Annotated in this window: 18 protein-coding genes; 3 read left to right on the top strand and 15 right to left on the bottom strand. The window is 43.3% G+C overall.

The window, feature by feature from the left end; genetic code table 11:
• Window positions 1-90: 90 nt before the first annotated feature.
• From ACYQ3Q_RS18275 to ACYQ3Q_RS18310, 8 genes are all read right to left on the bottom strand, one after another.
• Window positions 91-1,857, bottom strand: a complete 1,767-nt coding sequence (locus ACYQ3Q_RS18275; protein WP_459929953.1) for a class I adenylate-forming enzyme family protein — start codon at window positions 1,855-1,857, stop codon at window positions 91-93.
• 20 nt (window positions 1,858-1,877) lie between these two features.
• The gene (locus tag ACYQ3Q_RS18280; RefSeq protein ID WP_459929954.1) at window positions 1,878-2,621 is read right to left on the bottom strand and encodes an ABC transporter ATP-binding protein; all 744 of its coding nucleotides are present in this window, start codon (window positions 2,619-2,621) and stop codon (window positions 1,878-1,880) included.
• Window positions 2,614-3,375, bottom strand: coding sequence for an ABC transporter ATP-binding protein (locus ACYQ3Q_RS18285; RefSeq protein WP_459929955.1), 762 nt, complete (start codon window positions 3,373-3,375; stop codon window positions 2,614-2,616). The genes ACYQ3Q_RS18280 and ACYQ3Q_RS18285 overlap by 8 nt, the downstream gene beginning before the upstream one ends.
• Window positions 3,368-4,405: a branched-chain amino acid ABC transporter permease gene (locus ACYQ3Q_RS18290; protein ID WP_459929956.1), complete on the bottom strand. Its 1,038-nt coding sequence runs from the start codon at window positions 4,403-4,405 to the stop codon at window positions 3,368-3,370. Before ACYQ3Q_RS18290 ends, ACYQ3Q_RS18285 begins: the two co-directional genes overlap by 8 nt.
• Window positions 4,402-5,274: a branched-chain amino acid ABC transporter permease gene (locus tag ACYQ3Q_RS18295; RefSeq protein WP_459929957.1), complete on the bottom strand. Its 873-nt coding sequence runs from the start codon at window positions 5,272-5,274 to the stop codon at window positions 4,402-4,404. The genes ACYQ3Q_RS18290 and ACYQ3Q_RS18295 overlap by 4 nt, the downstream gene beginning before the upstream one ends.
• A gap of 104 nt (window positions 5,275-5,378) precedes the next feature.
• Window positions 5,379-6,677: an ABC transporter substrate-binding protein gene (locus ACYQ3Q_RS18300; protein ID WP_459929958.1), complete on the bottom strand. Its 1,299-nt coding sequence runs from the start codon at window positions 6,675-6,677 to the stop codon at window positions 5,379-5,381.
• 498 nt (window positions 6,678-7,175) lie between these two features.
• Window positions 7,176-9,110, bottom strand: a complete 1,935-nt coding sequence (locus tag ACYQ3Q_RS18305; RefSeq protein ID WP_459929959.1) for a XylR N-terminal domain-containing protein — start codon at window positions 9,108-9,110, stop codon at window positions 7,176-7,178.
• A 37-nt stretch (window positions 9,111-9,147) separates the two neighbouring features.
• Window positions 9,148-11,235, bottom strand: a complete 2,088-nt coding sequence (locus tag ACYQ3Q_RS18310; protein ID WP_459929960.1) for a sigma 54-interacting transcriptional regulator — start codon at window positions 11,233-11,235, stop codon at window positions 9,148-9,150.
• 378 nt (window positions 11,236-11,613) lie between these two features.
• On the opposite strand from ACYQ3Q_RS18310, the gene ACYQ3Q_RS18315 reads away from it, so the two are divergent.
• A complete protein-coding gene (locus ACYQ3Q_RS18315; protein ID WP_459929961.1) occupies window positions 11,614-12,279 on the top strand; it encodes a LytR/AlgR family response regulator transcription factor in 666 nt (221 codons plus the stop codon).
• A 355-nt stretch (window positions 12,280-12,634) separates the two neighbouring features.
• Here the strand turns inward: ACYQ3Q_RS18315 and ACYQ3Q_RS18320 are convergent, their stop codons facing one another.
• The 7 genes from ACYQ3Q_RS18320 to iorA (ACYQ3Q_RS18350) form a co-directional block, all read right to left on the bottom strand.
• Window positions 12,635-14,038, bottom strand: coding sequence for a LeuA family protein (locus tag ACYQ3Q_RS18320; RefSeq protein WP_459929962.1), 1,404 nt, complete (start codon window positions 14,036-14,038; stop codon window positions 12,635-12,637).
• A gap of 6 nt (window positions 14,039-14,044) precedes the next feature.
• Window positions 14,045-15,121: a 3-isopropylmalate dehydrogenase gene (locus ACYQ3Q_RS18325; protein WP_459929963.1), complete on the bottom strand. Its 1,077-nt coding sequence runs from the start codon at window positions 15,119-15,121 to the stop codon at window positions 14,045-14,047.
• Complete coding sequence (locus tag ACYQ3Q_RS18330) at window positions 15,114-15,617, bottom strand: LeuD/DmdB family oxidoreductase small subunit (protein ID WP_459929964.1); 504 nt, start codon at window positions 15,615-15,617, stop codon at window positions 15,114-15,116. The genes ACYQ3Q_RS18325 and ACYQ3Q_RS18330 overlap by 8 nt, the downstream gene beginning before the upstream one ends.
• Before the next feature lie 25 nt (window positions 15,618-15,642).
• The gene (gene leuC / locus ACYQ3Q_RS18335) at window positions 15,643-16,905 is read right to left on the bottom strand and encodes a 3-isopropylmalate dehydratase large subunit (RefSeq protein WP_459930047.1); all 1,263 of its coding nucleotides are present in this window, start codon (window positions 16,903-16,905) and stop codon (window positions 15,643-15,645) included.
• Between the two features lie 108 nt (window positions 16,906-17,013).
• Window positions 17,014-18,297 (bottom strand): phenylacetate--CoA ligase family protein, encoded by a 1,284-nt coding sequence (locus ACYQ3Q_RS18340; protein WP_459930048.1) that lies wholly within the window; start codon window positions 18,295-18,297, stop codon window positions 17,014-17,016.
• 116 nt (window positions 18,298-18,413) lie between these two features.
• Window positions 18,414-19,022, bottom strand: coding sequence for an indolepyruvate oxidoreductase subunit beta (locus ACYQ3Q_RS18345; RefSeq protein ID WP_459929965.1), 609 nt, complete (start codon window positions 19,020-19,022; stop codon window positions 18,414-18,416).
• 2 nt (window positions 19,023-19,024) lie between these two features.
• A complete protein-coding gene (iorA, locus tag ACYQ3Q_RS18350) occupies window positions 19,025-20,773 on the bottom strand; it encodes an indolepyruvate ferredoxin oxidoreductase subunit alpha (protein WP_459929966.1) in 1,749 nt (582 codons plus the stop codon).
• Between the two features lie 338 nt (window positions 20,774-21,111).
• On the opposite strand from iorA (ACYQ3Q_RS18350), the gene iorA (ACYQ3Q_RS18355) reads away from it, so the two are divergent.
• Complete coding sequence (iorA, locus tag ACYQ3Q_RS18355) at window positions 21,112-22,842, top strand: indolepyruvate ferredoxin oxidoreductase subunit alpha (protein WP_459929967.1); 1,731 nt, start codon at window positions 21,112-21,114, stop codon at window positions 22,840-22,842.
• Window positions 22,842-23,423: an indolepyruvate oxidoreductase subunit beta gene (locus ACYQ3Q_RS18360; protein ID WP_459929968.1), complete on the top strand. Its 582-nt coding sequence runs from the start codon at window positions 22,842-22,844 to the stop codon at window positions 23,421-23,423. The genes iorA (ACYQ3Q_RS18355) and ACYQ3Q_RS18360 overlap by 1 nt, the downstream gene beginning before the upstream one ends.
• Window positions 23,424-23,425 lie beyond the last annotated feature (2 nt).

Genomic DNA, 23,425 nt, shown 5'->3' on the forward strand with positions numbered 1-23,425 from the left:
CAACTTGATCTTAAGCCATTTGAAAATCATTACAGAGGGTGCGATGAAAGGATTTTTCATCGTACCCTCTGATTGGGTATTCTATTACCCTTAGGTATTTTCCAATTTGCGACGATCCTCGTCTCGTAATTCCCTTCTGAGAATTTTCCCAACTTTAGATTTGGGCAACATATCACGAAACTCAATATATTGGGGAACCTCATAAGAATTCAAACGTTCTTGACACCATTTAATGAGATCGTAGGCGCTAACCCCTCGGACATCTTTCTTAAAGATTACAAAGGACTTTATTCTTTCCCCAACTGCTGCATCTTTAATTCCGATAGTACAAGCAGCAATCACAGCGGGGTGTTCTTGGAGTACTGTATCAATTTTAGAAGCCGCAACTCTATATCCTTTATGCTTTATAACATCAACCGACCGATCTAAGAAGAAAAGCCAGCCTTGTTCGTCAATCCGGACAATGTCCCCAGTTTTGTACCATATTTGTCCATCAATATTCACAAAATGAATCGCTGTTTCCTCAGGTTTGTTCCAATAACCAGAGACCATATTTTCCGAAGCTATAAACAGTTCACCTGGTTGACCTACTGGGACTTCTTCTAAGGTATCTGAATTGAGAATTTTGCTCTTTTGAAAGGAGACGAATTTGCCCGCTGTACCATTCGGTGTTTCTTCCTTCGGGCGAGGTCCCGCAACCCCCCCGCAAGTTTCCGTAGCGCCATAGCCTTGATAGAGTGGTTTGCCAAATTTTTTCAGCCACCTATTGGCCACTTCTTGGGGCAGAACATCTCCGCCCGAAAAAACATATTGGAGGCTTCCTAAATTATATTGGTCAATGCGGTCGTGTTCTAAAATCATTCGGTACAAGGTCGGAGTTCCTAAAAAAGTCTTAACTTTATAGCGTTGAAAATGATCAAAGATGGCATCGAGACACATTTTGGGAAGTATAACCAAGGTTTCGCCCGTAAATAAGGCACCGAAGCCAACAGCTTGACCAAGGATGTGATAGAGAGGCGACCCTTGAAGAACGATGTCTTCACCTATCGGTATGAGTGATGAGCTCGCCGCCCTTTGTTCAGTACAACTTTCTATTAAAAGAGCATGACAGATGGGGACTCCCTTAGGAAATCCCGTCGTGCCGCCGGTATAAAGTATTTCGGCAATTTCCTTGCCCGTCAATTTTAGAAGGGGTGGAGGAGGAGCATTGCGCTTAAGCAAGTCTGGGAAGGTATAGATGTTTCTCCCTTGAGAATCGAATTTTCCTGTAGGGATTTTATCTAACAGGTGTCCAACTAATTTCTTCCAGGAGGGTATGAGATCTACTAACGTGCAGACAACAATCCGCTTGATATTAGTATCGGCAGCAATTCTATCAATATAGCCATAATTAGTATCCATACAAAAGATGGTTTCAGCTCCACTATCATTGGCTATATATTTGAGATCTTTGGGGCCGTAAAAATGGGTCACCGGTATGGCTATCGCACCAAGCCTTAGAATAGCAAACCAAGCTACAATCCACTGAGGGCAATGAGGTGCGTAAATAATCACTTTATCATTTTGCTTAACTCCCAGTTCAAAGAGAGAACCCGCTACTTGCTCTACCATGGTGTTCATCTTATTGTAACTATAGTTCTCTCCAAGATAGATTAAAGCTGAGCGGGAGGATGATTTCTCTACAGAGTTTTTGAATACTTCACTGATCGACTTACATGACTGTCCGGACAATAAACCCACCCCTTTATCGATGTTCGATGTTCGAAGTCCGAATTCAGACCTCCGACCTATGACCTCCGATATCCGTTGTCCGACTTCTGATTTCTGGCCTCTGATCTCTGATCTCTGTTCTTGCATCTGACCTCCGGCCTCTGGATTTATGTTCCAAAATAGGCTGATTTAACTTCAGGATTATCCATCAATTCGGTTCCTGTGCCCGTCATGACTAAAGTTCCGTTCTCAATAATATAGCCCCTGTCGATGATCGGCATAATCGGTCTAGCATACTGCTCAGACATCATCACTGTGACGCCATGTTTGCGTATCTCTTGTGCAGCCCTCACAACTTCTGCTTGCATATGTGGACTTAAACCTAGCAAAGGTTCATCCATCAATAACAATTTAGGCTTTGCCACTAAGGACATGCCAATAGCTACCATTTCTTTTTCTCCGCCGCTTAACATGCCAGCTTTATTTTTTCTTAGCACGATTAAGGGGGGGAAAAGCTCATAGACAAACTGAAGACTCTCTTTGACTTCTTTATCTTTTCGTAAATAGCCGCCTAATTTTAAATTTTCTTCGACGGTATTATCGCGAAAGACAGGATGCCTTTCTCGGCAGAGGATGATGCCAAGCTCTACTCTATCCCGCGGTTTCAAGGACATAATATCAGTATCAAAGTAATTAATGCTCCCGGAAATGGTGATTCTTGTGCCACCCTTACGTTGTTCACGTACTTTTAAGTGATGGGTTAGTCCAGAAATAGTATTTAGAATGGTTGTTTTTCCGGCACTATTCGAACCAAAAAGTCCAATGATTTCACCTTGCTTGATTTCGAAACTCAAATCGTTAACAGCTAAGGCATTCTCATAGAAAACCATTAAATTATTAACTTTAAGCACCAGTTTTCACCTCGCTTCCCAGGTAGGCACTGGTCACTTCATCTTGAGTCATCACGTCACGGGGGAGACCCTCAGCTATTTTTATACCAAAGTTCAAAACGATAATTTTATCAATTATTTTGAACAGCTCCGTGAGACGATGTTCAACCATGATCAGTGTCTTGCCTTCATTTTTTATGCGTTCCAGAAGCGGGACGACGCTTGCTATTTCCGACATACTCATCCCAGAAAATAATTCGTCCAAGATCACGATGTCGGGCTCTAAAGCTAAACAACGGGCTAATTCAAGTCTCTTCAAATATCCGTGGGGCAGTGCACCTGCCTCTTTATAAGGGACTTGGGAATCCCGTTCAAAGCCCACTTCTTCTAAGAGGTGAATGGCAGCTTCATCTAGGTCACCATATTTCCCTCCTCTTATCTTCCTTGCCCGTGGTGAAGAGATAGGGATAATCAGGTTCTTAAAGACGGACATGTTATAAAAGGGCCGGGACATCTGGAAACTACGCGCAATCCCTAAATTAACAATTTTATGAGGGGCCATGCCGGTGATGTTTATTCCCTTGAAAAGAATTTGTCCCTTGTCTGGCTTGACAAATCCGCTGATTAGGTTAATCAGGGTACTTTTGCCAGAACCGTTAGGGCCAATAATTCCTAAGGCCTCACCGGGTTTAAGTTCAAAACTAACGTCATTCGTAGCTTTCGTCCCACCAAAACTTTTGCAAAGATTGGAGATTTTGATAATAGGTTCAATCATGCTTTACTTCCTCCATCGTTGTCAACCGTTCAATTTGGCTGTACTTTCTTTTAATATATTTAAAGAGTCCTTCAGGTAAACCGATAGAAAATATCAAGAGGAGAAGCGAATATATGACGACTCTAAGTGAACCAAACTCTCGTAATATTTCAGAAAGTGGCATTAAGATTACAGCTCCCAAAGCCCCACCGATAAATGTCCCGGCTCCACCTACGACGACTGCCGTTAGGGGGAGGATGGAATAATCCATAGCAAAGGCGGGTATACCCACGAACTGGAAGTGGTGAGCCACAAAAGCTCCTGCAAAGGTAGCGGGTAAAGCAGCTATAAATACTGCTTGGGTCTTATACCATTGGATATTATAACCAGCAGCAATAACTGCTCGATCGTTATCTCGAATCCCTTGAAAAACTAAACCATAATTTGATGAAATCAATCTTCGAAAGCCAAAGAGCGTGAGTAAGACAACAAACATGAGCAGATAAAGTTTACCTGTTATTCCGGGAAGTGGAGGGAGAGCACTCATGCCTTCGGTTCCACCCAGCACTTTAGTCGCTTCGATTAACCTCCCTAACAAAAGTGGTAAAGCAAAGGTAATCAGGCCAAAATAAATTCCTCTTAGACGCAATACGGGATAAAGAAAAAGTGCACATATAATCGCCCCGACTAGGGTTGCTGTGGGGATGGTGAAAAGTGGCGACCAACCGAATCTAAAGCTTAGGTAACCAGCAATATAACTCCCAACTCCAAAGAAGAAGGCTTGCCCTAACGATACTAAACCTGCAGATGCTAGCAAATCCCAACTTAAGGCCAACAAAATAATTACCAGTGTTGTTACTAACACGTTTAACCAATACATCCCCACCACATCTTTTAACAAGGGGAGGCTGAACATCGCTAAAATGACGATCGCTTTAGGTAAAATAACGTAGAGGAGATCACGTATGGAGGCTAGCACAAAAATATCATCTGATCTTACTTTTATGCCACGATCAATGCGTTCTTTCCGGTGACTAGTATTCGTCCTCACACTCTCTCCTCCAATTCTTTATATTTGCCAAATAAGCCTGAGGGTTTAATCGCTAAAACTACGACTATGGCACCTAGGTATACGACTTGACCCCACTGTGGTCCGAGATAGTTACTAGCAATGACCATGGCATAACCTAGAATCAGACTTCCCACAAAAAGACCCAATGTACTTTCTAAGCCACCAAGAACTGAAACAGCCAGAGCAATCAGAAAAATCTCGTAGCCTAAATTAATCGAAATGATGCCTAGCGGTAAGATTGCTATGGCAGCGATAGCAGCTAAGGCCGCGCCTAAGCCCAGGCTGAGCATGGCCGCCCAATCCGATTCAATACCGATACTTAAGGCTGTATACTCGTCTTGAGCCATGCCCCTTAAGGCCAAACCAGTCTTGGTATAATGAGTGAAATACCACAAGAATAGAGCAATTATCAAAGCAATGCCAATGATGATCAAACGTTGGTAATCAATCGTCACCCCGAAAATGTCGACACTCCCCTTCACAAAAGGGGGCAGACTAAAATCGAAACTCGTAAAACCTTTCCAGCGGAAGAATTCGATCAAAGCAACACCTAAGGCAAAGGTTGAAATGACTTCGGATAAGACGATGCCCCGTACAGGCATTAGGATAACTCGGTAGATCAGGGCTCCTAATATTCCCATCAGCACAACCGTTAAAAGCATGGCCACCAGAGGGGATAAGCCTAAATAGTTGATCAGCATCCAAGCAGTAAAGCCTGAGGTAAGATACATAGCACCGTGAGCAAAATTTGCTACCCCGCTTAAACCGAAGGTTAGGCTAAACCCAATCGCTGAGAGCATAAGTATTGCACTGTTTACTAAACCGTAGATTAGAAAGTTAGTGACCATGATTCACAAACACCCCCGAAAAAATGGTGGAGCGTTTTTATAGGAAAAACGCTCCTTAAATTGTAGTTAAGCCTTTACTCTATGTTTCTAAGTCAATCAGAAAGTTACTTTATTGCTGGCAGAACGATTTCTCCTTCAGCGATAGCTGCAGGGTATACTGGTACCCTTTTGCCATCAACCCACTGAAACGCAATACTGACAGCGCTTGTTTTTGGATCGGAGCCATAAATAATTTGATGGTTCTTATTGAATTTGAGATGGCCAATCATACCGTCCATATCTGTTTGCTCGAGAGCGGTAACAAGTTTGTCCGCATCCAGTGATCCGGCCTTTTTAATAGCTTCAGCCATAATATAGACGGAATCATACGATGGCCCTCCCCCATGACCAGTAATTTTGGCGCGTTCTGCTTCGCCAAACTTTTTGCCATAAGCCTCATTAAAGGTAATACTTTTGGGAAGCGCCTTCACTGGTAGTGAGGCATTTTCAAATAGGAAATTAACTAAACCATTGATATCTCCACCAAAGGTTTTCCAAGATGATTCTGAAGCAGCTGAACTAATAAACCCCGCGAAAAGTGCTGGCACTTTCATGGCACTAGCTTGTTTGACTAAGTTGGCAGACTCAGGCATATCAAAGAGGGGAACAATGAGTTGAGCTCCACCCAATTTTGCTTTATTAAGCGTTGAGGAGAAATCCGAAGCCCCTGTTGGGTAAGCATCATGCCCTACAACAGTCCAACCGTTAGCTGCAGCCCATTTTGCCAGCGCGGTATTTGTCCCTTTCGCCCAAGCTACATCTTGATTTACAAAATATACTTTATTGAAATTAAACTTTTTACCTATAGTACTTAAATTATCGGACAAGTTACCTACGAGATACGGAGAACTTAGGCCGACTCTAAACAAGTACTTATATTTTAGATCTGCTTCAACCTTTTTTTCAAAATCAGGGGTCATTGCAATTGATACCATATATGGAACCTTATATTTAGCAATCAAATCCATGGCCGAGAGAAGGACCTCTGAACGTAAAACTCCAACAACCATCGCAGCAGGTTTCTTTTCCAGAATTTGTTTTTCAATAGCTGCCAAGGCATCTGTTACAGGGATTGAAGGTTCGGCATCCCTGGTATCGATAGTGACGATTTCAAAAGGACGTTTTGTACCACCAACATCTACACCACCACTAGTATTTATTTCATCCACGGCTAATTGCGCCGCTTTTAGAGAACCAGCCGCATCGAATTGGCCTAAGGAAGTTGCAACACCTAAAATAATTGGATCAGCCTTTTTCTCTGTGGTGGTAGTGGTAGCGGTCTTTTGACCACACCCAGATACGCTTAATAGCATACTCATCATAAATAATAGGCTTACACCAAGAGCTAAAGTTTTCTTTTTCATATTCAGACTTAGCCTCCTCAATTTAATGTTTTTGGCAACAAAATATTTTATGTTTTTCCAATCACCACCTTGAGCTTATCTGATTAGATTTAATATATTGAATTTTCAGTTATATTTCTTTCCAAATCATAACATATTCACTTGCACATTACTACCTCTGAACCAGTTTGAAATTAACAAATAGTTCCACCTGCTTCATACGAATAAAGCTATCCCTAAGGATACTTAGAGGGAAGTAATTGAACTGATCAGGTTGACGTCTGAAACTATAAAAGAGAATCATGGCGGAGGTCGGAACCAAATTAGCGGTGGATAAATGATGTGAGTAATGCCTATGGACTAAATTATGCAAATTAGTTTGGAGGAAGTCATGGAATCCTAAGCAGTATAATGTAAAAAAGACTCCTACTTAATTGCTCAATCTGGAGCAACGTAAGTAGAAGCCTATTGACCAAAGTTCTATTTGGTTTGCAACAAAAAATATTATTCAATCCATTTCTAAGACTTAATTTTGTCTTTTCCCACAAGCTGAAGGATGTTGATAGCTAAGTAGAGATTAAAATAAGCTTGGCCTTCTTTCGGATCCTGCCCAGTAATCTCTTTAATTCGCTTTAATCTATATTTTAAACCACTTATTGACATATCCATAGTTTTAGCAGTTCCTTCAACATTACCGCGGTGGCTTAGAAACTCTTGGAGTGTAGGGATAAGTTGAGTTTGATAGGTTTCATCATAGGTTAATAGAGCTCCAATATGGTTAGTTGCAAAGTTATAAATATCTTTGGAGTCTAAGGCACTAAAAAGCAGGGCATGGGTACCAAACTGCTCAAGTGAGATTACCTTACTATGTTTTTTTAAGATTTTACCTATTTCTAGCGCCTTTTTTGCAGATAAGTAGGAGTTGTTAAAATCAGATATCTCCGTGCAACTACTTCCAATACCAATTGACAATGTAATTTTCGGATATTTATTTAAGACTTGTTCGATGATATCTTCGGCCAGTTGTCTGGTAATTTTTTCAGGGCAATTCACGATAGTTTGTTGGACTAGTATAATTAAATTATCCCCTTTGTTAACGACCATTCCTTTACCAAACCGTTCTAGGTAGTTTTGGACAGTACTGACAAGCTCTGTTTTAAATTGTAGAATTCTTTTTTCATCTTGCCCTAAGGATTTGAACAATAGAGAATAGTTGTGAATCTCTAACACTAGAACCCGATGAGGTCGGGTAATGTCATAATTCAAGCCACGGGCCCGGTTAATGATCGAATTGGGGTCAGTGAAATTCTCTGATAGAAGGTCATCAATAAAATCACCCTTTAGGCGCCTTTCTACCTCGGCGATCTTCTTCTGTTCTAGTATTACGAGAGCAAAAACACTGGCGGCATGTTCCAAATCAATATTCTCCAAATCTGAAAAGGGTAACTCTATGCGCAGTAAGGATACAAAGCCAAGATGTTGACTGCCAACCAGAATTGGTGAAACCAAGCGATAAACAAGACAATCCGCATGTTGATCAGCTAATTGAAATGGACGCTTTTGTTGAACGTAAAAAGCGGAAGTCTTTTTGAAAGAAGGACTCGACAAAATAGGAAGATAAGGCGTTAGGATATCTTTTGTGGCAGATTTTTCTGGAAAACAGGTGGATTGTGGAACCAAATGGTTATCTTCCTGAATTACTGTACATTTCATTAATTCTGCAAGAGTGGCCGTGATGTTTTCTATCCCTTGGCCTTTCAAAATACATTGTGTCAATTGTTCATGAATAGTGACTGTTCGTTCCAGCATCCTATTTTGAGCCTTAATCCTCTGATGAGCTGTTTCTAGTTCTTCGCTGATTTTACTAACTTCATAATAGGCTAGTTCAGGGATTATTTCTTCTCCCCAATCTTCAACCGACTTTCCAATAAAAGTACAGTGCTCATCACCTTGGCCTACACATTGTACCTCTTTATAAATGACCTGCTTTCCTAGGCGAGCAGAACTGTAGCCACTAGCATATCCAATCGAATTCCAGCATACTGGTTCGTGGTGGTGACCAAAATGCAGGATATGTTGTTCTGCTTCATAAGAGTTCGTCCAATATCCTTTATAATATGAGGCACCTGTTTGGGGATCGATATGCCAAAAGAATTCACTTAAGGCGTAGCCTTGCAGAGTGTGCATGATAGGACCGGTGAATATTCCCTCCTGGTCTTCGTCCCACTGGAACTGTTTTTTAATATTTGTATAGGCTTGAAAACCACAGGACCAGCCATAACGAATGAGAAAACCTTTAGCTCTGTCCATACCCAAGGTATCGATTAAATCTTTACGTAACATTCCCAGAGAGGTGGCATCGAAGATCATCACGCGAGAGCCTTTTAAAAGGACTTTACCCTGTTCAGGTAAGAATTCAAGTAGTTCTTTTAAACGTATTTCGGAAACTCTCATTTTATCACCTCCTGGCTATTAACGTCATATAAATGCTCTAATGCCGAACAGACGACTCAGCGGCGGCCCGTCGAAAACGAGCCATTCTGCGAACTATCGTTGACTGATTTACGCCCAAGGCAGCGGCAGCCTTATAAGTACTACCATATTTCTCTAAGGCCTTGTCAATAAGTTGTCGTTCTACTTCATCTACAGCTTCTTTCAAGGGCATTAAAGAATTGACTGATACTCCTCTTAATTCACTGGCACTCCGTTTAAAAGGAATAGGTAACTGAGATACTAGAATCAATTCTCCGGCCGAAACCACCATTAAACGCTCAACCATATTTTCTAGCTCTCGAACATTACCTGGCCAATCATACTGTAGAAAAGCCTCAATTACCTCGGGAGAGAATTCTCGTTGAAAACCGTACTTCTTACTAAATCTATCTCGGAAATGATAGATTAGAGGAATGATATCCTCTTGCCGTTGACGCAAAGGCGGTATCACAATCGGAACTACATTTAATCGAAAGTACAGATCCTCTCTAAATTGACCCGCCCTGATCATCTCTTCAAGATTTTTGTGGGTAGCAGCTAGGATTCGCACATTGACTTGGCGCGGTTTTGCCCCTCCAACGGGAACAATTTCCCGTTCTTGAAGAACCCTCAAAAGTTTAGACTGAAGATTAAAGGGAAAATCACCAATTTCGTCGAGCAAAATCGTCCCATTATGAGCTAGCTCGAACATGCCGATCTTGCCTTCTCGACGGGCTCCCGTAAACGCTCCCGATTCATATCCAAAGAGTTCCGATTCTAACAAATGCTCTGGAATAGCCCCGCAATTTAGTTTTATAAAAGGACCATCGGCGCGGTTGCTCTGAGTATGAAGAAGCTTCCCTATACCTTCCTTGCCGACGCCTGATTCTCCGAATAAAAGCACGGTAGAATCAACCTTAGCTACTCGCCTAATTAATTCGAATACGCGTTCCATCTCAGGACCAGTCCCTATCATTCCCCCAGTATCCTGACGATTACGCAATTCGGATAGCTCCTGGTGGTACTGTTCACTTAGACGTTTGGCATCAATTAGTTCCTGTCGGAGCTGATTAAGGCTGGTCATATCTCTAAGATTTATTACAACCCTCATAAGCTTTCCTTTTTCATCGAAAACAGGACTACCCGTGACAAGCAAACTATGATTATGCTTATTTTCCATAATTGTAACCGGTTTCCTGCGTTGCAGAACTAAGTTAACTAGCGAATGAGCATAGGTAACCTCTTCAATTTCCTGAATTGCTCTGCCAATCAAATTCTGAGCATTACCTAGACTCAATTTTTCAAAGGTATGATTATATCTTAGAACTATGCCAGCCGAATCGGTAACGAATAAACCATCTGAGGAGGACTGTATGATTGAATCGAGTTCACTATTAAGCTCCTTAACTGTGGCCAATTCTTGTGATACCGATTCGATTTCTGAGATATCTTGAAATACGCCAACAGCTCCAGTAATCCTACCGTCCTGGATTACTGGATCCCTATTCATGATATAAGTCCCCCTACCCACTCGAAACTTTTGGGAATACTCCGATTTTCCCGTTTCCAGCGTCTCCATAAGACCAAGAGGCACTAAGACATCTAAGACATGACGACCAATGGCTCTTTCACGAGAAACCCTAGTAAATCGTTCGGCTGCCCTATTAAACGAATTTATCATCCCATCGCTATTGATCACTACAATACCATTATGCGCAGAGCTTAGTACCGCTTCCAGTTCTTTCACCTGGAATTCGGCTTCTTGATATAAAGCAACCGCCAGGTCCGCACGGCTTAGAACACCAACAATCTGCCCATCCTCTTCAATTACCACAGCCAAATTAAATAGGTAAGCCCATGCCTCACCTAGACGCAGAGACGGCTTAATAACCACTGGATCACGTTCCACCGCCTCAAGGCAACTCAGTTCTGCAGATGAACTGTTATTATCGATTACTCTCTCGACAAGGGTCTTCATTGTAACTACCCCTATCAAATTACCGGTTTTACCCACGACAGGCCAACCAGAAGAATTAGCTTCGATAAGCCTTTGTAATGCCTCCAAACAAGAATTGGTCTCGCTAAGACAAACAGGTATCTGGGTCATGACCTCTTCCACCCACATCATAACTGTACCCTAGTCTCCAAATTTTTTTCTAATCTTTGCTGGAGATACAAGTCTTCCACCTCTTTCTTTAACGGGTTATTCGAGTTTATTTACACAAAAGTAGCAAATAAAACCTTATTATGAGGAAAGTGTTGGCTAGTTTTCAAAATCATTTCTTGACAAACGGGGACATTACATGGCATGATAATTTTATATATAATTAACTGAATATTCAAATTGGATAGACTAGTCTGAAATGCATCTTAACTGTGCAAACCTTTTTTGCTGATGTCACCAGCCAATATATTTTTTGGAGAACTTAAGGAAACTTGGCTGGCGCCAAGCGCTGGCTATGGATGGAAGAAATGAGGGATCAGCTTGAAACTTCGTGCCATACTGGTGGATGACGAATGCTCCGACAGTCAAGAACTTCGCAACCTACTCCAGCCCTTTGAGAATGTTCAAGTCGTCAGCAAGGCAACAAATGCCTTAGACGCCCGAGAGTTAATCTTGAATCTAGATGATTCTACTTACAACACAGCTCACGAAGAATACGCGTTTGCCTTAAATGCTTTAGAGCATCTTCTTAAACCTATTCACCCTAAACGACTGGAAGAAGCGCTATTGAAAGTGCGCCAATTAAAAGGCAACCTAACTGGGCCAAAGAGTAATCCGCCCCCTATTAAACGTGAAACTATTTCACCTAAGCCTTTGGAAGTTGTACCAGTCGAACTAAGAGGTAAAATAATACTATTACACCCGGACGAAATAATCTATGTCTATACCGATAAAGATAAGGTCTACATAAAAAGCTTAAAGGAGTCTTACTTGACCCGTTTTACCTTACGCGAGTTGGAATTACGTTTAAACTCCACTCTTTTTTTTCGGTCTCATCGTTGTTATTTAGTGAACATTCAACGCATGCGAGAACTCATTCCATATTTTAATGGAACTTACACTATAGTGGTCGATGATCTTGAACGTAGCGAAATCCCAATGAGCCGGACCAAATCCCGGATACTCAAAGAGATGTTAGGTCTTTAGAGTCGTATTTATGAAAAACCGAGGCTACGCCTCGGTCTTTATATCACACCATGGAAATCCGAACCTAAAAGTTTTACAAAAGCTCTGAACAAGTCCTACATCTATAATAAAAGCCACAGGCTTTGTACAGCTGGTGGTTTTATTTTATTGTATACTATCTCAAGAAGGTTATCAAGCAATTATCTTATGCGCTGACATTTGCCATTTCCTCGGCTCAGAAAAGTTCTTCCTTTGTTCTGTCAGGGCTTAAACCATAAACTATAAAAACACCTTTCCATTTGCTAAATGAAAGGTCTCAAACAAGAAACCTTCATTTAGCAATCTTGAAAGGTGCGCATAGGTATCGATCATAGGGTTATTTCGGCAATTCCTGTTGCTTAAGCTTCTCATGCATCTGACAAGCAACACGGAACAGATCTTTACCCGTTAATCCTATTGACTCTAACGTTTTATGATAAATATGGATGAGTTTTTGCAAAAGATCTGTTTTTGATTTATCCTCCCGCAAACGCTTCATTTCCGCAGTCACTTTTTCTATCAATTCCGGTGTTATCGTGACTCCTGACTCCGTAAGTTCCTTTTCCATCCCCAGTAAACCATGTTCAATAATTTGGCCTCCAGAGTGTTTACCGTATACGAAAGAGGTCTTCTGTCCTACTAATTCTGATGGAATAGCCTCATAAATACGCCGATCAATCAGTACACCCGCCGTGTGTATGCCGCTTTCGTGCGTAAAAACATGAGGTCCAATAATTGGGCAATGGGCCTGGATTGGCATACAGGCATATTTTTCGACTAGGCGGTACAAGTCATGCAGCTTTTCGTATTTGAAACCGGGAATTTCGATACCATAGAGCAATTTCAAAGAAACTACTACTTCGTGGAGAGGCGCATTTCCCGCCCGTTCACCGTATCCTGCTACCGTCGTGCAGAAAGCCTTCGCACCATATTTAATTGCTGTGATAGTATTGATTGTGCCAAACCCAAAATCATTGTGGAAGTGTACCAATAAAGGTACCTCAGGCATTGCCTGGACTATCTCTTCTGTATATTTGGCAGTTGCCTCCGGAGTCAAAACCCCTACAGTATCTGGCCAGGAAGGTCTCGTGCCACCTGCAGCAAGCCCCCGACGGAACAGTTCAATACAATAATCAACATCCGCTCGTGAACCATCTTCTCCACCGAACTCGATATGAGTTACCCCTTTGGACCGAGCGTAACGGATTGCTTCCTCCATCATCTTCAGGTTGGCTTCTTTGTACCATTCGATTGGCCGATCTTCATGTTCGGCGTCAGAAATCCCCTCCCTATGAAGTAGGGTTTTACCTATTTTATATTTATTGTGTAGATTGGATGCCGTCGTAAAGATGAAAAAAGTCACTTCTTCTGGAGAGATATTTATCCCGTTAAGAACCTCAAGAGTTGCGTCAATATCTCCTTTATGCGAACGACACATTACCACAATTTCAAGATCGGCGCGTAATTCACCACGGCGCTTGGCTTCCATGATCAAGCGCAAAGCCTCTTGTTCCGTAGCTGATACTCCGGGGAACCCCACGTCGATAATATGAACCCCAATATCGCTTAAGGCCTTAGTAATCTCAAGCTTTTGTTCAGGGGTATAGGCCACACCAGGCATTTGCTCTCCGTCGCGAAGGGTGGAGTCGTAGATACGAAGTTCTCTAGGGTCTGGAAATGTAATATCTTTCGTAAACTCCAACGGACTATGCAGTAGTTGTTCGATAGGCTCACGCAACATATAATCCTACCCCCTCGCTAATATTTCGATGACAAAATCACCGATTTGACTGGTAGATAGTCCTGAATCTGCGCCCAAGGAGGGAACCTTGCCGGACATTAACAAACTTTGGAGGGCTTTGTCAATCTTGACAGAGGCTTCTGTTTCGCCAATATAGTCCAAAAGCATTGCCATTGCAGCAATCGCGGCCATTGGATTAGCGACATTAAGACCCGCATATTTTGGAGCAGAACCATGAATCGGTTCAAACATGGAAACCTTGCCTGGATGGATATTCCCTGAAGCAGCTATACCGAGTCCACCTTGGATCATCGCGCCAATATCTGTGATAATATCACCGAATAAATTACTGGTAACGCCCACATCAAACCATTCTGGATTTTTAACCATCCACATACAAGCAGCATCAATATAGGCGTGTTCCCTTTGAATATCAGGATATTCTGCACCGACTTCTTCGAAGGTTCTAGTCCAAAGATCCATAGCTCGTATCGCATTCGCCTTATCGATTAAGGTTACCTTTTTCTTTTTATTGCGTTTTCTGGCTAATTCAAAAGCATATCGAATGGCCCTTTCACACCCTTTACGGGTGAACACCATTTCGGCAATGGCGACTTCATCTGGAGTGCCCTTTTTAAAGATCCCACCTATACCTGTATAGAGATCTTCGGTATTCTCACGTACAATAACCATATCAATATCCTCTGGCTTTTTGCCTTTAAGAGGACAAAATTGCTCTGCGTACAGTTTGATCGGGCGCAGATTAATATAGAGATCTAATCCAAAACGCATTCCCATGATGATGGGCCGCTCAATAAAGCCTGGCTCTACCCGTGGATCACCTAGGGCTCCAAGGTAAAGTGCATCCATCGTTTTGTATTCATCTAATATTGATTCTGGCATGGTCTCTCCGGTTTTCAGATAGTGATCGGTCGAATATGGATAATGCGTTAATTCAAAGGAAAACCCCTGTTGTCGAGCTACAACTTCCAAAACCCTAAGTCCTTCGGTGACAACCTCTGGGCCTACTCCATCGCCACCAATAACTCCAAATCGATAGTTGCGTGGATTATCTTTATTCATCGTTAGCTCCCCCCAATCGTTCACCTGCATAGGCCACAAGCCCACCGGCATCCATGATCTTTTGCATAAAGGCAGGGAAAGGTGCTGCTTGGAACGTTATTCCCGTCGTGAGATTGGTTACTTTTCCGGTCAGCGGGTCTATACTGATTCGCTGACCTTTTTCAAAGTCTTTAGCGACGTCCGAAATTTCAAAAATAGGTAGTCCAATATTTATGCAGTTTCTATAGAAGATCCGAGCAAATGTTGGGGCTACTACAGCCGCCACTCCGGCCGCTTTTAAGGTCAGAGGCGCCACTTCTCGTGATGAACCACAACCAAAGTTATTGTCAGCTACGATCACGTCTCCTGTTTTAAATGTTTTGACAAAGTTTGGATCTAAGTCCTCTAACACATACTTCGCTAATTCTGCAGGATCAGATATATTACAATAACGGCCTGCTATGATCAGGTCGGTATCAATATCCCGACCTAACTTCCAGACTTCTCCTTCAATCATCGTCGTTTCCCTCCGTTCTTAGCGATTATTCTAGTTGACCAGGGTCTGCTAATCTGCCACTTAAGGCTGAGGCTGCTGCTACAGCTGGGCTAGCTAGGTATATCTCACTAGTGACATGACCCATCCGGCCGACAAAGTTGCGATTGGTGGTGGATACACAACGCTCCCAATCAGCTAAAATTCCCATATGTCCTCCTACACAAGGACCACAGGTTGGGGTTGAAACAACGCATTCTGCTTGTATAAAGGTCTCCAATAGTCCTTCCTTCATAGCATCAAGGTAGACTTTTTGGGTACCTGGGATGATGATGCAGCGTACTCGAGGATGGATCTTTTTTCCTTTTAGAAGTCCGGCGGCGATACGCAAGTCTTCAATCCGTCCGTTGGTACAGGAGCCGATCACCACTTGATCGATAGAAACTTCACCCACTTGAGAGATAGGTCTTGTGTTCGAAGGCAAATGTGGGAAGGCAACTTGGGGCTCGATATCGGCCATATCAAAAACGATGGTTTGAGCATAGTTAGCATCTGGATCACTAGTATAAACCGTATAAGGTTGATTGGTGGCTGCTTTGACATAGGCTTCAGTTTTAGCATCAACCGCAAAAATACCATTTTTAGCCCCTGCTTCAATCACCATATTAGCCATGGTCAACCGTTCTGCTATACTGAGTTCCTCTATGGCCTCTCCGCAGAATTCTAAAGCACTATAGATAGCCCCATCGACACCTAAACGTCCAATCATGTAGAGAATCATATCTTTACCAGAAACCCAAGGTCTTTTCTTCCCTTGAAATTCGATCTTGATCGTGGGTGGAACCTTCAGCCAAACTTCTCCTAAGGCCCAAGCTACAGCGATATCAGTTGATCCTACTCCGGTAGCGACCATACCTAACGCTCCATAGGTACAAGTATGGGAATCTCCGCCAATGACCAATTGACCTGGTCTTACCAAGCCTTGTTCTGGAAGTAGGACGTGTTCAATACCCATTCGGCCTACTTCGTAGTACAAGGTGTTATGTTCTAAAGCAAACTCTCGGACCTTTTTGGCAACTCTAGCGGATTGAATATCCTTATTGGGGGTAAAATGATCCGGGATGATGACAAGTTTTTGAGGATCAAAGACGTTCTTAGCTCCTTTAATTTTGCCAAACTCTTCGATAGCTACGATAGCTGATAGTTCATTGGCCAAGACTAAGTCCACTTTAGCGTTGATGATCTGACCGGGACGTACTTCGCTTAACCCAGCGTGAGCGGCTAGAATTTTCTCTGTCATAGTCATAGTCATAGACATAGTGAGCTTCACCACCTCTTGATTTCACATTTCTTTTATCCACATTAAGAGTTCCACTTCTATCAGTGAGTGTTCCATGTTCTGCTTCACCAAGTATTCGGTTTAGTTATTGTGTTCTCGAAGGTCCACCACTCGTTTAGCTTTACCTTCACTACGCAGCAATGTCTTGGGAGCAACAACTTTAATCCGGGCATTAAGGCCTAGTACTTGCTGTAATTCAGCACCTATGTGTTCTTGTACCTTTTTCATGGCCTCATCCCCTTGGGCATGTAATTCATGGGTACATTCCACGAGGACTTCCAGGTCATCCATATAGCTTGCTCCGCGGTCCACAACGATGACATATTGGGGTTCAAGTCCCTTAATCGTTAAAATCACACTTTCAATTTGAGAAGGGAACACGTTGACGCCTCGAATAATTAACATATCGTCAGTACGTCCGGTGATACGCTTCATCCGAGCTGTGGTGCGTCCGCAGGCACAGCTTTCAGTATCGATAATGGTTCGATCTCTTGTTCTATAGCGCAGAACTGGGAAAGCTTCTTTCGTTAGGGAGGTTAGGACCATTTCACCTAAGCTCCCAAGTGGTAGAGACTCTCCTGTATCTGGATCGACGGTCTCTACTATGAAATGATCTTCGGAAATGTGCAATCCATCGTGATAGGGGCATTCAAACGATACTCCTGGGCCCATCATTTCGGTAAGCCCGTAGATATCGAAGGCCTCAATGTTAAGTTTTTCTTCGATTTCACGTTTCATTTCCATAGTCCAAGGTTCAGCCCCAAAAAAGCCTACTTTAAGTTTAAGGTCCCGCGTGGGATCGACACCCATTTCCTTGGCTTGTTCAGCGAGTACTAAGGCATAGGATGGGGTAGCCATCAGGACTGTTGCCCCAAAATCTTGCCAGAGCATAACTTGGCGTTTAGTAAGCCCTCCAGATACTGGAATGACGACTGCTCCAACACGTTCCGCTCCATAGTGAGCTCCCATGCCACCAGTGAAGAGTCCATAACCATAAGAGTTATGCACAATATCGGCATTGGTAACTCCACCAGAAGTGTACACTCGAGCCATCAGTTCAGACCAACTATTGATGTCGTTGGCTGTATAGCCCACCACGATCGGTTTACCGGTGGTGCCACTTGAAGCGTGCATGCGAACGATCTTAGCGATTGGTTCGGCGAACATTTTAAAGGGGTAATTATCGCGAAGGTCATTTTTGGTGGTAAAGGGTAATTTACTAATATCTTTAAGACTTTTGATATCTTCGGGTTTAACTCCTAACGCGTCCATTTTCTCTTTATAGGCCGGTACTTTAGTGTAACAACGCTGGACTGTTGCTTGGAGTCTTTGCAGTTGTAACTCTTCCAGTTTGGCCCGCGGCATAGTCTCATGTTCCTGGTCCCAGATTAAGCATTGTTTAGCGTCAGGCGCAGGTTTTTCCACCGTCTGAACCCTCCTTAACTACTCTTAGTGCCTCAGTCTTCACTTGATGTGAGAAACTAGTCTTTAGCTATGGCTGCTTGAGCCCTTGCTTGGGCCATTTCTATGCCTGCTTTAAAGGCCTGTAGATTGATATCGACAAGTTTTGGCGGAATACGTTTCCGAATAACTCTTTCCCAAGCTTGCTGGGATAGATCCAAGTGAGCGGAAAGAGCCCCCAGAATGATTAGACTGCTGACTTTAGGATTGCCTAATGCTTTAGCTTGGGATGTGGCCAGAATTTCTTGGATCTGAAAGCCTTTACTTTGAACAAATTCCATGATTCCGGTGGGATAAGGTTGATATTCACCCATCTGACCAGGCATGACTTCAATGTCATTGATCAGCATCAGACCCCCTGGTTTGAGATAATGTCCGTAACGTACTGCTTCAAGCCTTTCAAAGGCTACTAAGATATCCCCAGTACCGGTGCGGACGGTGGGTGAGTAAACTTGGTCACCGAAGCGCAGATGACTGACCACGCTCCCTCCTCGTTGGGCTACCCCATGTACTTCTGTTTGTTTAACTTGGGCATATTCCTCGGCAGCAACTAAAGCGAGAACTTCACTGGCCAGAAGTACGCCTTGCCCTCCGACGCCACAGAGGAGTACGTTCGTTACCTTTGACATTTTTATTCCCCCTTTAAGTGAATGGCGTCAAATTTACAGGCTTGGGCACATAAAGAACAGCCTGTGCAGGATACATCATCAATCAGTGCTTGTTCTCCAGGTAATACTGCTGGGCAACCGATACGTTGACAAGCCCCGCATTGATTACATTTATCGAGGTCTATGACATAGGGTGTTTTGGGTCTTTGCTTTTCGCCACGAGCGAAGATACAAGGTCTGTTCGTGATGACAACAGAAGGTCCCTCATGGTCGAGAGCCTCTTTAATGGCTTGGTTCATTGCTTTTTGATCAAAGGGATCGGCCACTTGAACATGTTGAACGCCAAGGGCTTTAACAAGGTTAACTAAGTCTAGTTTGGGGACTGCTTTCCCTTGAAGGGTGAGTCCTGTCGCAGGATGTTCTTGGTGACCCGTCATGCCAGTGGTGCTGTTATCCAGAATGACGATGGTGGTGTTGCCGCCGTTGTAAACAACGTCAATAAGGGACGGGATTCCGCCATGAATGAAGGTTGCATCTCCAATAACTGCTGCAACTTTGTTCATTCCTCCAAGTTCAAAGCCAAAGGCGTTACCAATTGAGGTTCCCATGGCAAAGGAGGTATGCATAGCCCCTAAGGGTGGTAAGGCGCCTAGTGTGTAACAGCCAATATCTCCGGTGACTAAGGCCCCCGATTTTTTGAGGGCGAGGTAGGCTCCTCGATGCGGACAGCCTGCGCAAAGTTGGGGGGGACGGCTGATGATGTTAAATTCATTGGAAAAGTCTTTAATAGGTTGTTCGTTGAATAAGCATTTACCTAAAACGTCTGGGCTGAATTCCCCGGTGCGGGGGAAGATATCTTTGCCGCTGATATTAGTGACTCCCCAAGCTCGGATTTGGTCTTCGATGAAAGAATCCAGTTCTTCAATAATGTAGACTTTATCGTATTGGGCACAGAAATTGAGGATCATTTGCTTTGGTAAGGGATAGGTGATCGCTAGTTTAAGTACGCTAGCCTCTGGAAGTAGTTCTTTAGTATAAGTGTAGGAGGCCCCACTAGTGATAACCCCTATTTTACTGTTCCCTTCCTCGATACGAGTGTAGGAATAAGTCTCAACAAACGCGCTAATTGCTTCGAATTTAGCATCCAGTTTGGCTTTAAGCGCTTTAGCAAAAATGGGCACGACCCAGTTAGGTACGTCTTTAACAAAGCTTTTAGTTTCCCCTACTTCACTACGTTCGCCCAGAGTTACCATCCCTTTACTGTGGGAGACTCTCATGGATGTCCTGAAAAGCACGGGGGTGGAGAATTTCTCGCTAAGTTCGTAAGCGAGTTTTAGATAGTCTTTGGCTTCTTGAGGATCACTTGGTTCAATCATAGGTATTTGAGCTAATCTGGCAAAATAGCGATTGTCTTGTTCATTTTGGGACGAATACATCCCTGGGTCGTCGGCTGAGATGACTACAAACCCACCGATTGTTCCAGAAAACGGGAATACCATGAAAGAATCTGCTGCAACGTTAAGTCCGACGTATTTCATCGAGCATAAAGCACGTTTGCCAGACATGGCCACTCCCATAGCTTCATCAAAGGCTACTTTTTCGTTCGCTCCCCACTGAGCTTTGATTTCAGGATATTGGGAGATAACTTCAAGTATTTCTGTGCTGGGTGTACCAGGATAACCCGATGCGAAATAAACTCCTGCCTCATAAGCTCCTCGGGCGATGGCATTGTTGCCTGCCATAAGCATCCGTTGGCCGGCATCTTGCGTCATTTTTCTTTAACCTCCTCATTGGCTTAATTCAAGCCAAATTACCTATTTTAGATAATTCTAATATATCAAAATATTCAATCTTTTTACATAATCGAGCCATGAACTGTACTTAATTTAGGTTCTACGGTTAATAACCCACTGTTAACGAAAACTGAATTACCCGTGAACGGTTGTTTTGGAGGGTGATCAGTATACAAAGTGGTGTATCTTCAATAATCAACCTGCTGGTCTCTTTACAGCTTTCTATTTTGTGAGTTAAAATACATAAAGACCTTGTTTTTAAAATGTTCGGAGAAATTGGTCTACATTTCCACTATAAGGGGGGGACAAGAAAAGGCATGAAAACATTAATGACAGGTAATGATGCAATTGCTCGGGGTGTCTACGAATATGGTATCAGCGTTGCTGCAGCCTATCCTGGCACACCAAGCACAGAAATCCTCGAAAATATTGTTAAATACCCGGAGGTTTATTGTCAGTGGTCGCCAAACGAAAAGGTAGCCATGGAAGTAGGCATTGGCGCAGCTATTGCCGGTGCTCGTGCCATTGTTACCATGAAAATGGTAGGTGTCAATGTAGCTGCCGATCCACTTTTCACTGTAGCTTATACCGGTACGCGAGCTGGCTTAGTCTTAATATCAGCCGATGATCCAGGAATGCACTCTTCACAAAATGAGCAGGACAATAGACTATACGCGGCGTTTGCCAAGATACCTCTGTTAGAACCCTCGAACTCCCAAGAAGCTAAAGACATGGTTGGCTTGGCTATGGAAATTTCTGAAGCCTTTGATACCCCGGTCATGTTACGAATCACAACTCGGATAGCACATTCTCAAAGTTTAGTAGAACTAAAGGAGCCGATAGAACGACTTGTCAAACCCTATGAGAAGGACCCGCGCAAGTACGTTATGCTACCTGGACACGGACGGGCTCGCCGCTTAATCGTTGAAGAACGAATGCAGAAACTAGCCACCTATTCGGAAACTGTGGCAGTCAACTATATGGAGATGAAGGATCCAACCGTTGGTATCATCACCTCTGGTATTTGCTATCAATATGTTAAAGAAGCCTTGCCTCAGGCTTCCATCCTCAAATTAGGCCTAACCAACCCTTTGCCTGCAGGCTTAATTAGAGAGTTCGCAGCCAAAGTCAGCAAGCTCTATGTCATTGAAGAATTAGAACCTTATCTGGAAAAGGAAATTCGTCTTTTAGGCATCGACGTCATTGGCAAGGAACTTTTCCCACCTTATGGAGAACTCTCCGTTCGGATGATCACGGAAAAAGTAACTGGCCAAAACGGAATACCGCTCGCCAAACCCTTTGACTCCCCATTTAGACCTCCGGTCATGTGCCCAGGCTGCCCACATCGCGGAATGTTCTACACCTTTAAGCAACTTAAACTTGTTGTTTCTGGTGATATTGGCTGTTATACCCTAGGAACCATGGCTCCTCTCGAAGCAATGGATACTTGTATCTGCATGGGTGCCTCGATATCCGGAGCTTTAGGAATGGAGAAAGCTCATCCAGATATGGCGGAAAAGATGGTTGCCGTCATCGGAGATTCTACCTTCCTCCATTCAGGCGTTACCGGGCTGATGGATGTGGTTTATAATGGGGGACACACCACCACCGTTATTCTGGATAATTCCATCACAGCCATGACAGGCCACCAAGAAAACCCGTCTACAGGCAAGACTCTCATGGGTCAACCAGCTCCTCAAGTCGACTTTGTTGCCTTGTGCAAGGCCTTGGGTGTAAAACGGGTTACGGAAGTTGATCCCTTTGACCTGGCAAACGTTAAAGAAGTTATCAAGACCGAAATAGCAGCCCCTGAACCCTCGGTAATTATTGCGAGACGACCTTGTGCTCTTATTATCAAAAATACGGAAAAACCTCTTCAGGTCCAAGACTGCACAGGCTGCAAAATGTGCTTGAAACTTGGTTGCCCAGCGCTCTCCTTTGACGAAGAAAACAAGACAGCCCTAGTAGACCAAGCCCTATGTACAGGGTGTGGCCTATGTATAAACGTATGTAAATTTGATGCCTTGAGAAAGGCTGGTGATGCTTAATGTCTAAGATAATTAATGTTTTACTCGTCGGAGTAGGTGGACAAGGAACAATTTTAGCCTCCAAAATTTTAACCCATGTCGCACTAGCCGAAGGTTACCAAGTTAAAATGTCAGAGATCCACGGTATGGCCCAACGGGGTGGATCTGTCGTAACTCAAGTTCGTATGGGGGAATACGTTTACTCTCCGGTTATTGAACCAGGAGAAGTTGACTTTTTGATCGCCTTTGAACAATTGGAAGCCTATCGTTGGTCTCATTACTTGAAAAAAGATGGGGTCTTAATTGTTAACACTCAAAAGATAGTACCGTTACCGGTACTCATCGGAGCTGCAACTTACCCAGAGACTATCCTTGTCGACCTTAAAGATCGAGTTGAGCGTTTTATTGAATTGGACGGATTAAAACTAGCTTCTGACGCAGGCAATGCCAAAGCCACAAATGTTGTGTTAATGGGTGTCCTCTCTCAGTATATGGATTTCCCAGAGGATGCCTGGCAAAGTGCCCTTGTAGAAAAAATCCCAGCCAAGTTACTGGAATTAAATAATAAAGCCTTTGCTTCTGGGGTAGCCCTGGTAAAGTAATT

It is taken from the genome of Desulfosporosinus burensis (assembly GCF_054657535.1).

Excerpts from the sequence above, each read along its gene's own strand:
- ACYQ3Q_RS18275 (WP_459929953.1), bottom strand. The coding sequence starts at position 1,857 with ATGCAAGAACAGAGATCAGAGATCAGAGGCCAGAAATCAGAAGTCGGA.
- ACYQ3Q_RS18285 (WP_459929955.1), bottom strand. The coding sequence starts at position 3,375 with ATGATTGAACCTATTATCAAAATCTCCAATCTTTGCAAAAGTTTTGGT.
- ACYQ3Q_RS18295 (WP_459929957.1), bottom strand. The coding sequence starts at position 5,274 with ATGGTCACTAACTTTCTAATCTACGGTTTAGTAAACAGTGCAATACTT.
- ACYQ3Q_RS18300 (WP_459929958.1), bottom strand. The coding sequence starts at position 6,677 with ATGAAAAAGAAAACTTTAGCTCTTGGTGTAAGCCTATTATTTATGATG.
- ACYQ3Q_RS18305 (WP_459929959.1), bottom strand. The coding sequence starts at position 9,110 with ATGAGAGTTTCCGAAATACGTTTAAAAGAACTACTTGAATTCTTACCT.
- ACYQ3Q_RS18310 (WP_459929960.1), bottom strand. The coding sequence starts at position 11,235 with ATGACCCAGATACCTGTTTGTCTTAGCGAGACCAATTCTTGTTTGGAG.
- ACYQ3Q_RS18320 (WP_459929962.1), bottom strand. The coding sequence starts at position 14,038 with ATGTTGCGTGAGCCTATCGAACAACTACTGCATAGTCCGTTGGAGTTT.
- ACYQ3Q_RS18325 (WP_459929963.1), bottom strand. The coding sequence starts at position 15,121 with ATGAATAAAGATAATCCACGCAACTATCGATTTGGAGTTATTGGTGGC.
- ACYQ3Q_RS18330 (WP_459929964.1), bottom strand. The coding sequence starts at position 15,617 with ATGATTGAAGGAGAAGTCTGGAAGTTAGGTCGGGATATTGATACCGAC.
- leuC (WP_459930047.1), bottom strand. The coding sequence starts at position 16,905 with ATGACTATGACTATGACAGAGAAAATTCTAGCCGCTCACGCTGGGTTA.
- ACYQ3Q_RS18340 (WP_459930048.1), bottom strand. The coding sequence starts at position 18,297 with ATGCCGCGGGCCAAACTGGAAGAGTTACAACTGCAAAGACTCCAAGCA.
- ACYQ3Q_RS18345 (WP_459929965.1), bottom strand. The coding sequence starts at position 19,022 with ATGTCAAAGGTAACGAACGTACTCCTCTGTGGCGTCGGAGGGCAAGGC.
- iorA (WP_459929966.1), bottom strand. The coding sequence starts at position 20,773 with ATGACGCAAGATGCCGGCCAACGGATGCTTATGGCAGGCAACAATGCC.
- iorA (WP_459929967.1), top strand. The coding sequence starts at position 21,112 with ATGAAAACATTAATGACAGGTAATGATGCAATTGCTCGGGGTGTCTAC.
- ACYQ3Q_RS18360 (WP_459929968.1), top strand. The coding sequence starts at position 22,842 with ATGTCTAAGATAATTAATGTTTTACTCGTCGGAGTAGGTGGACAAGGA.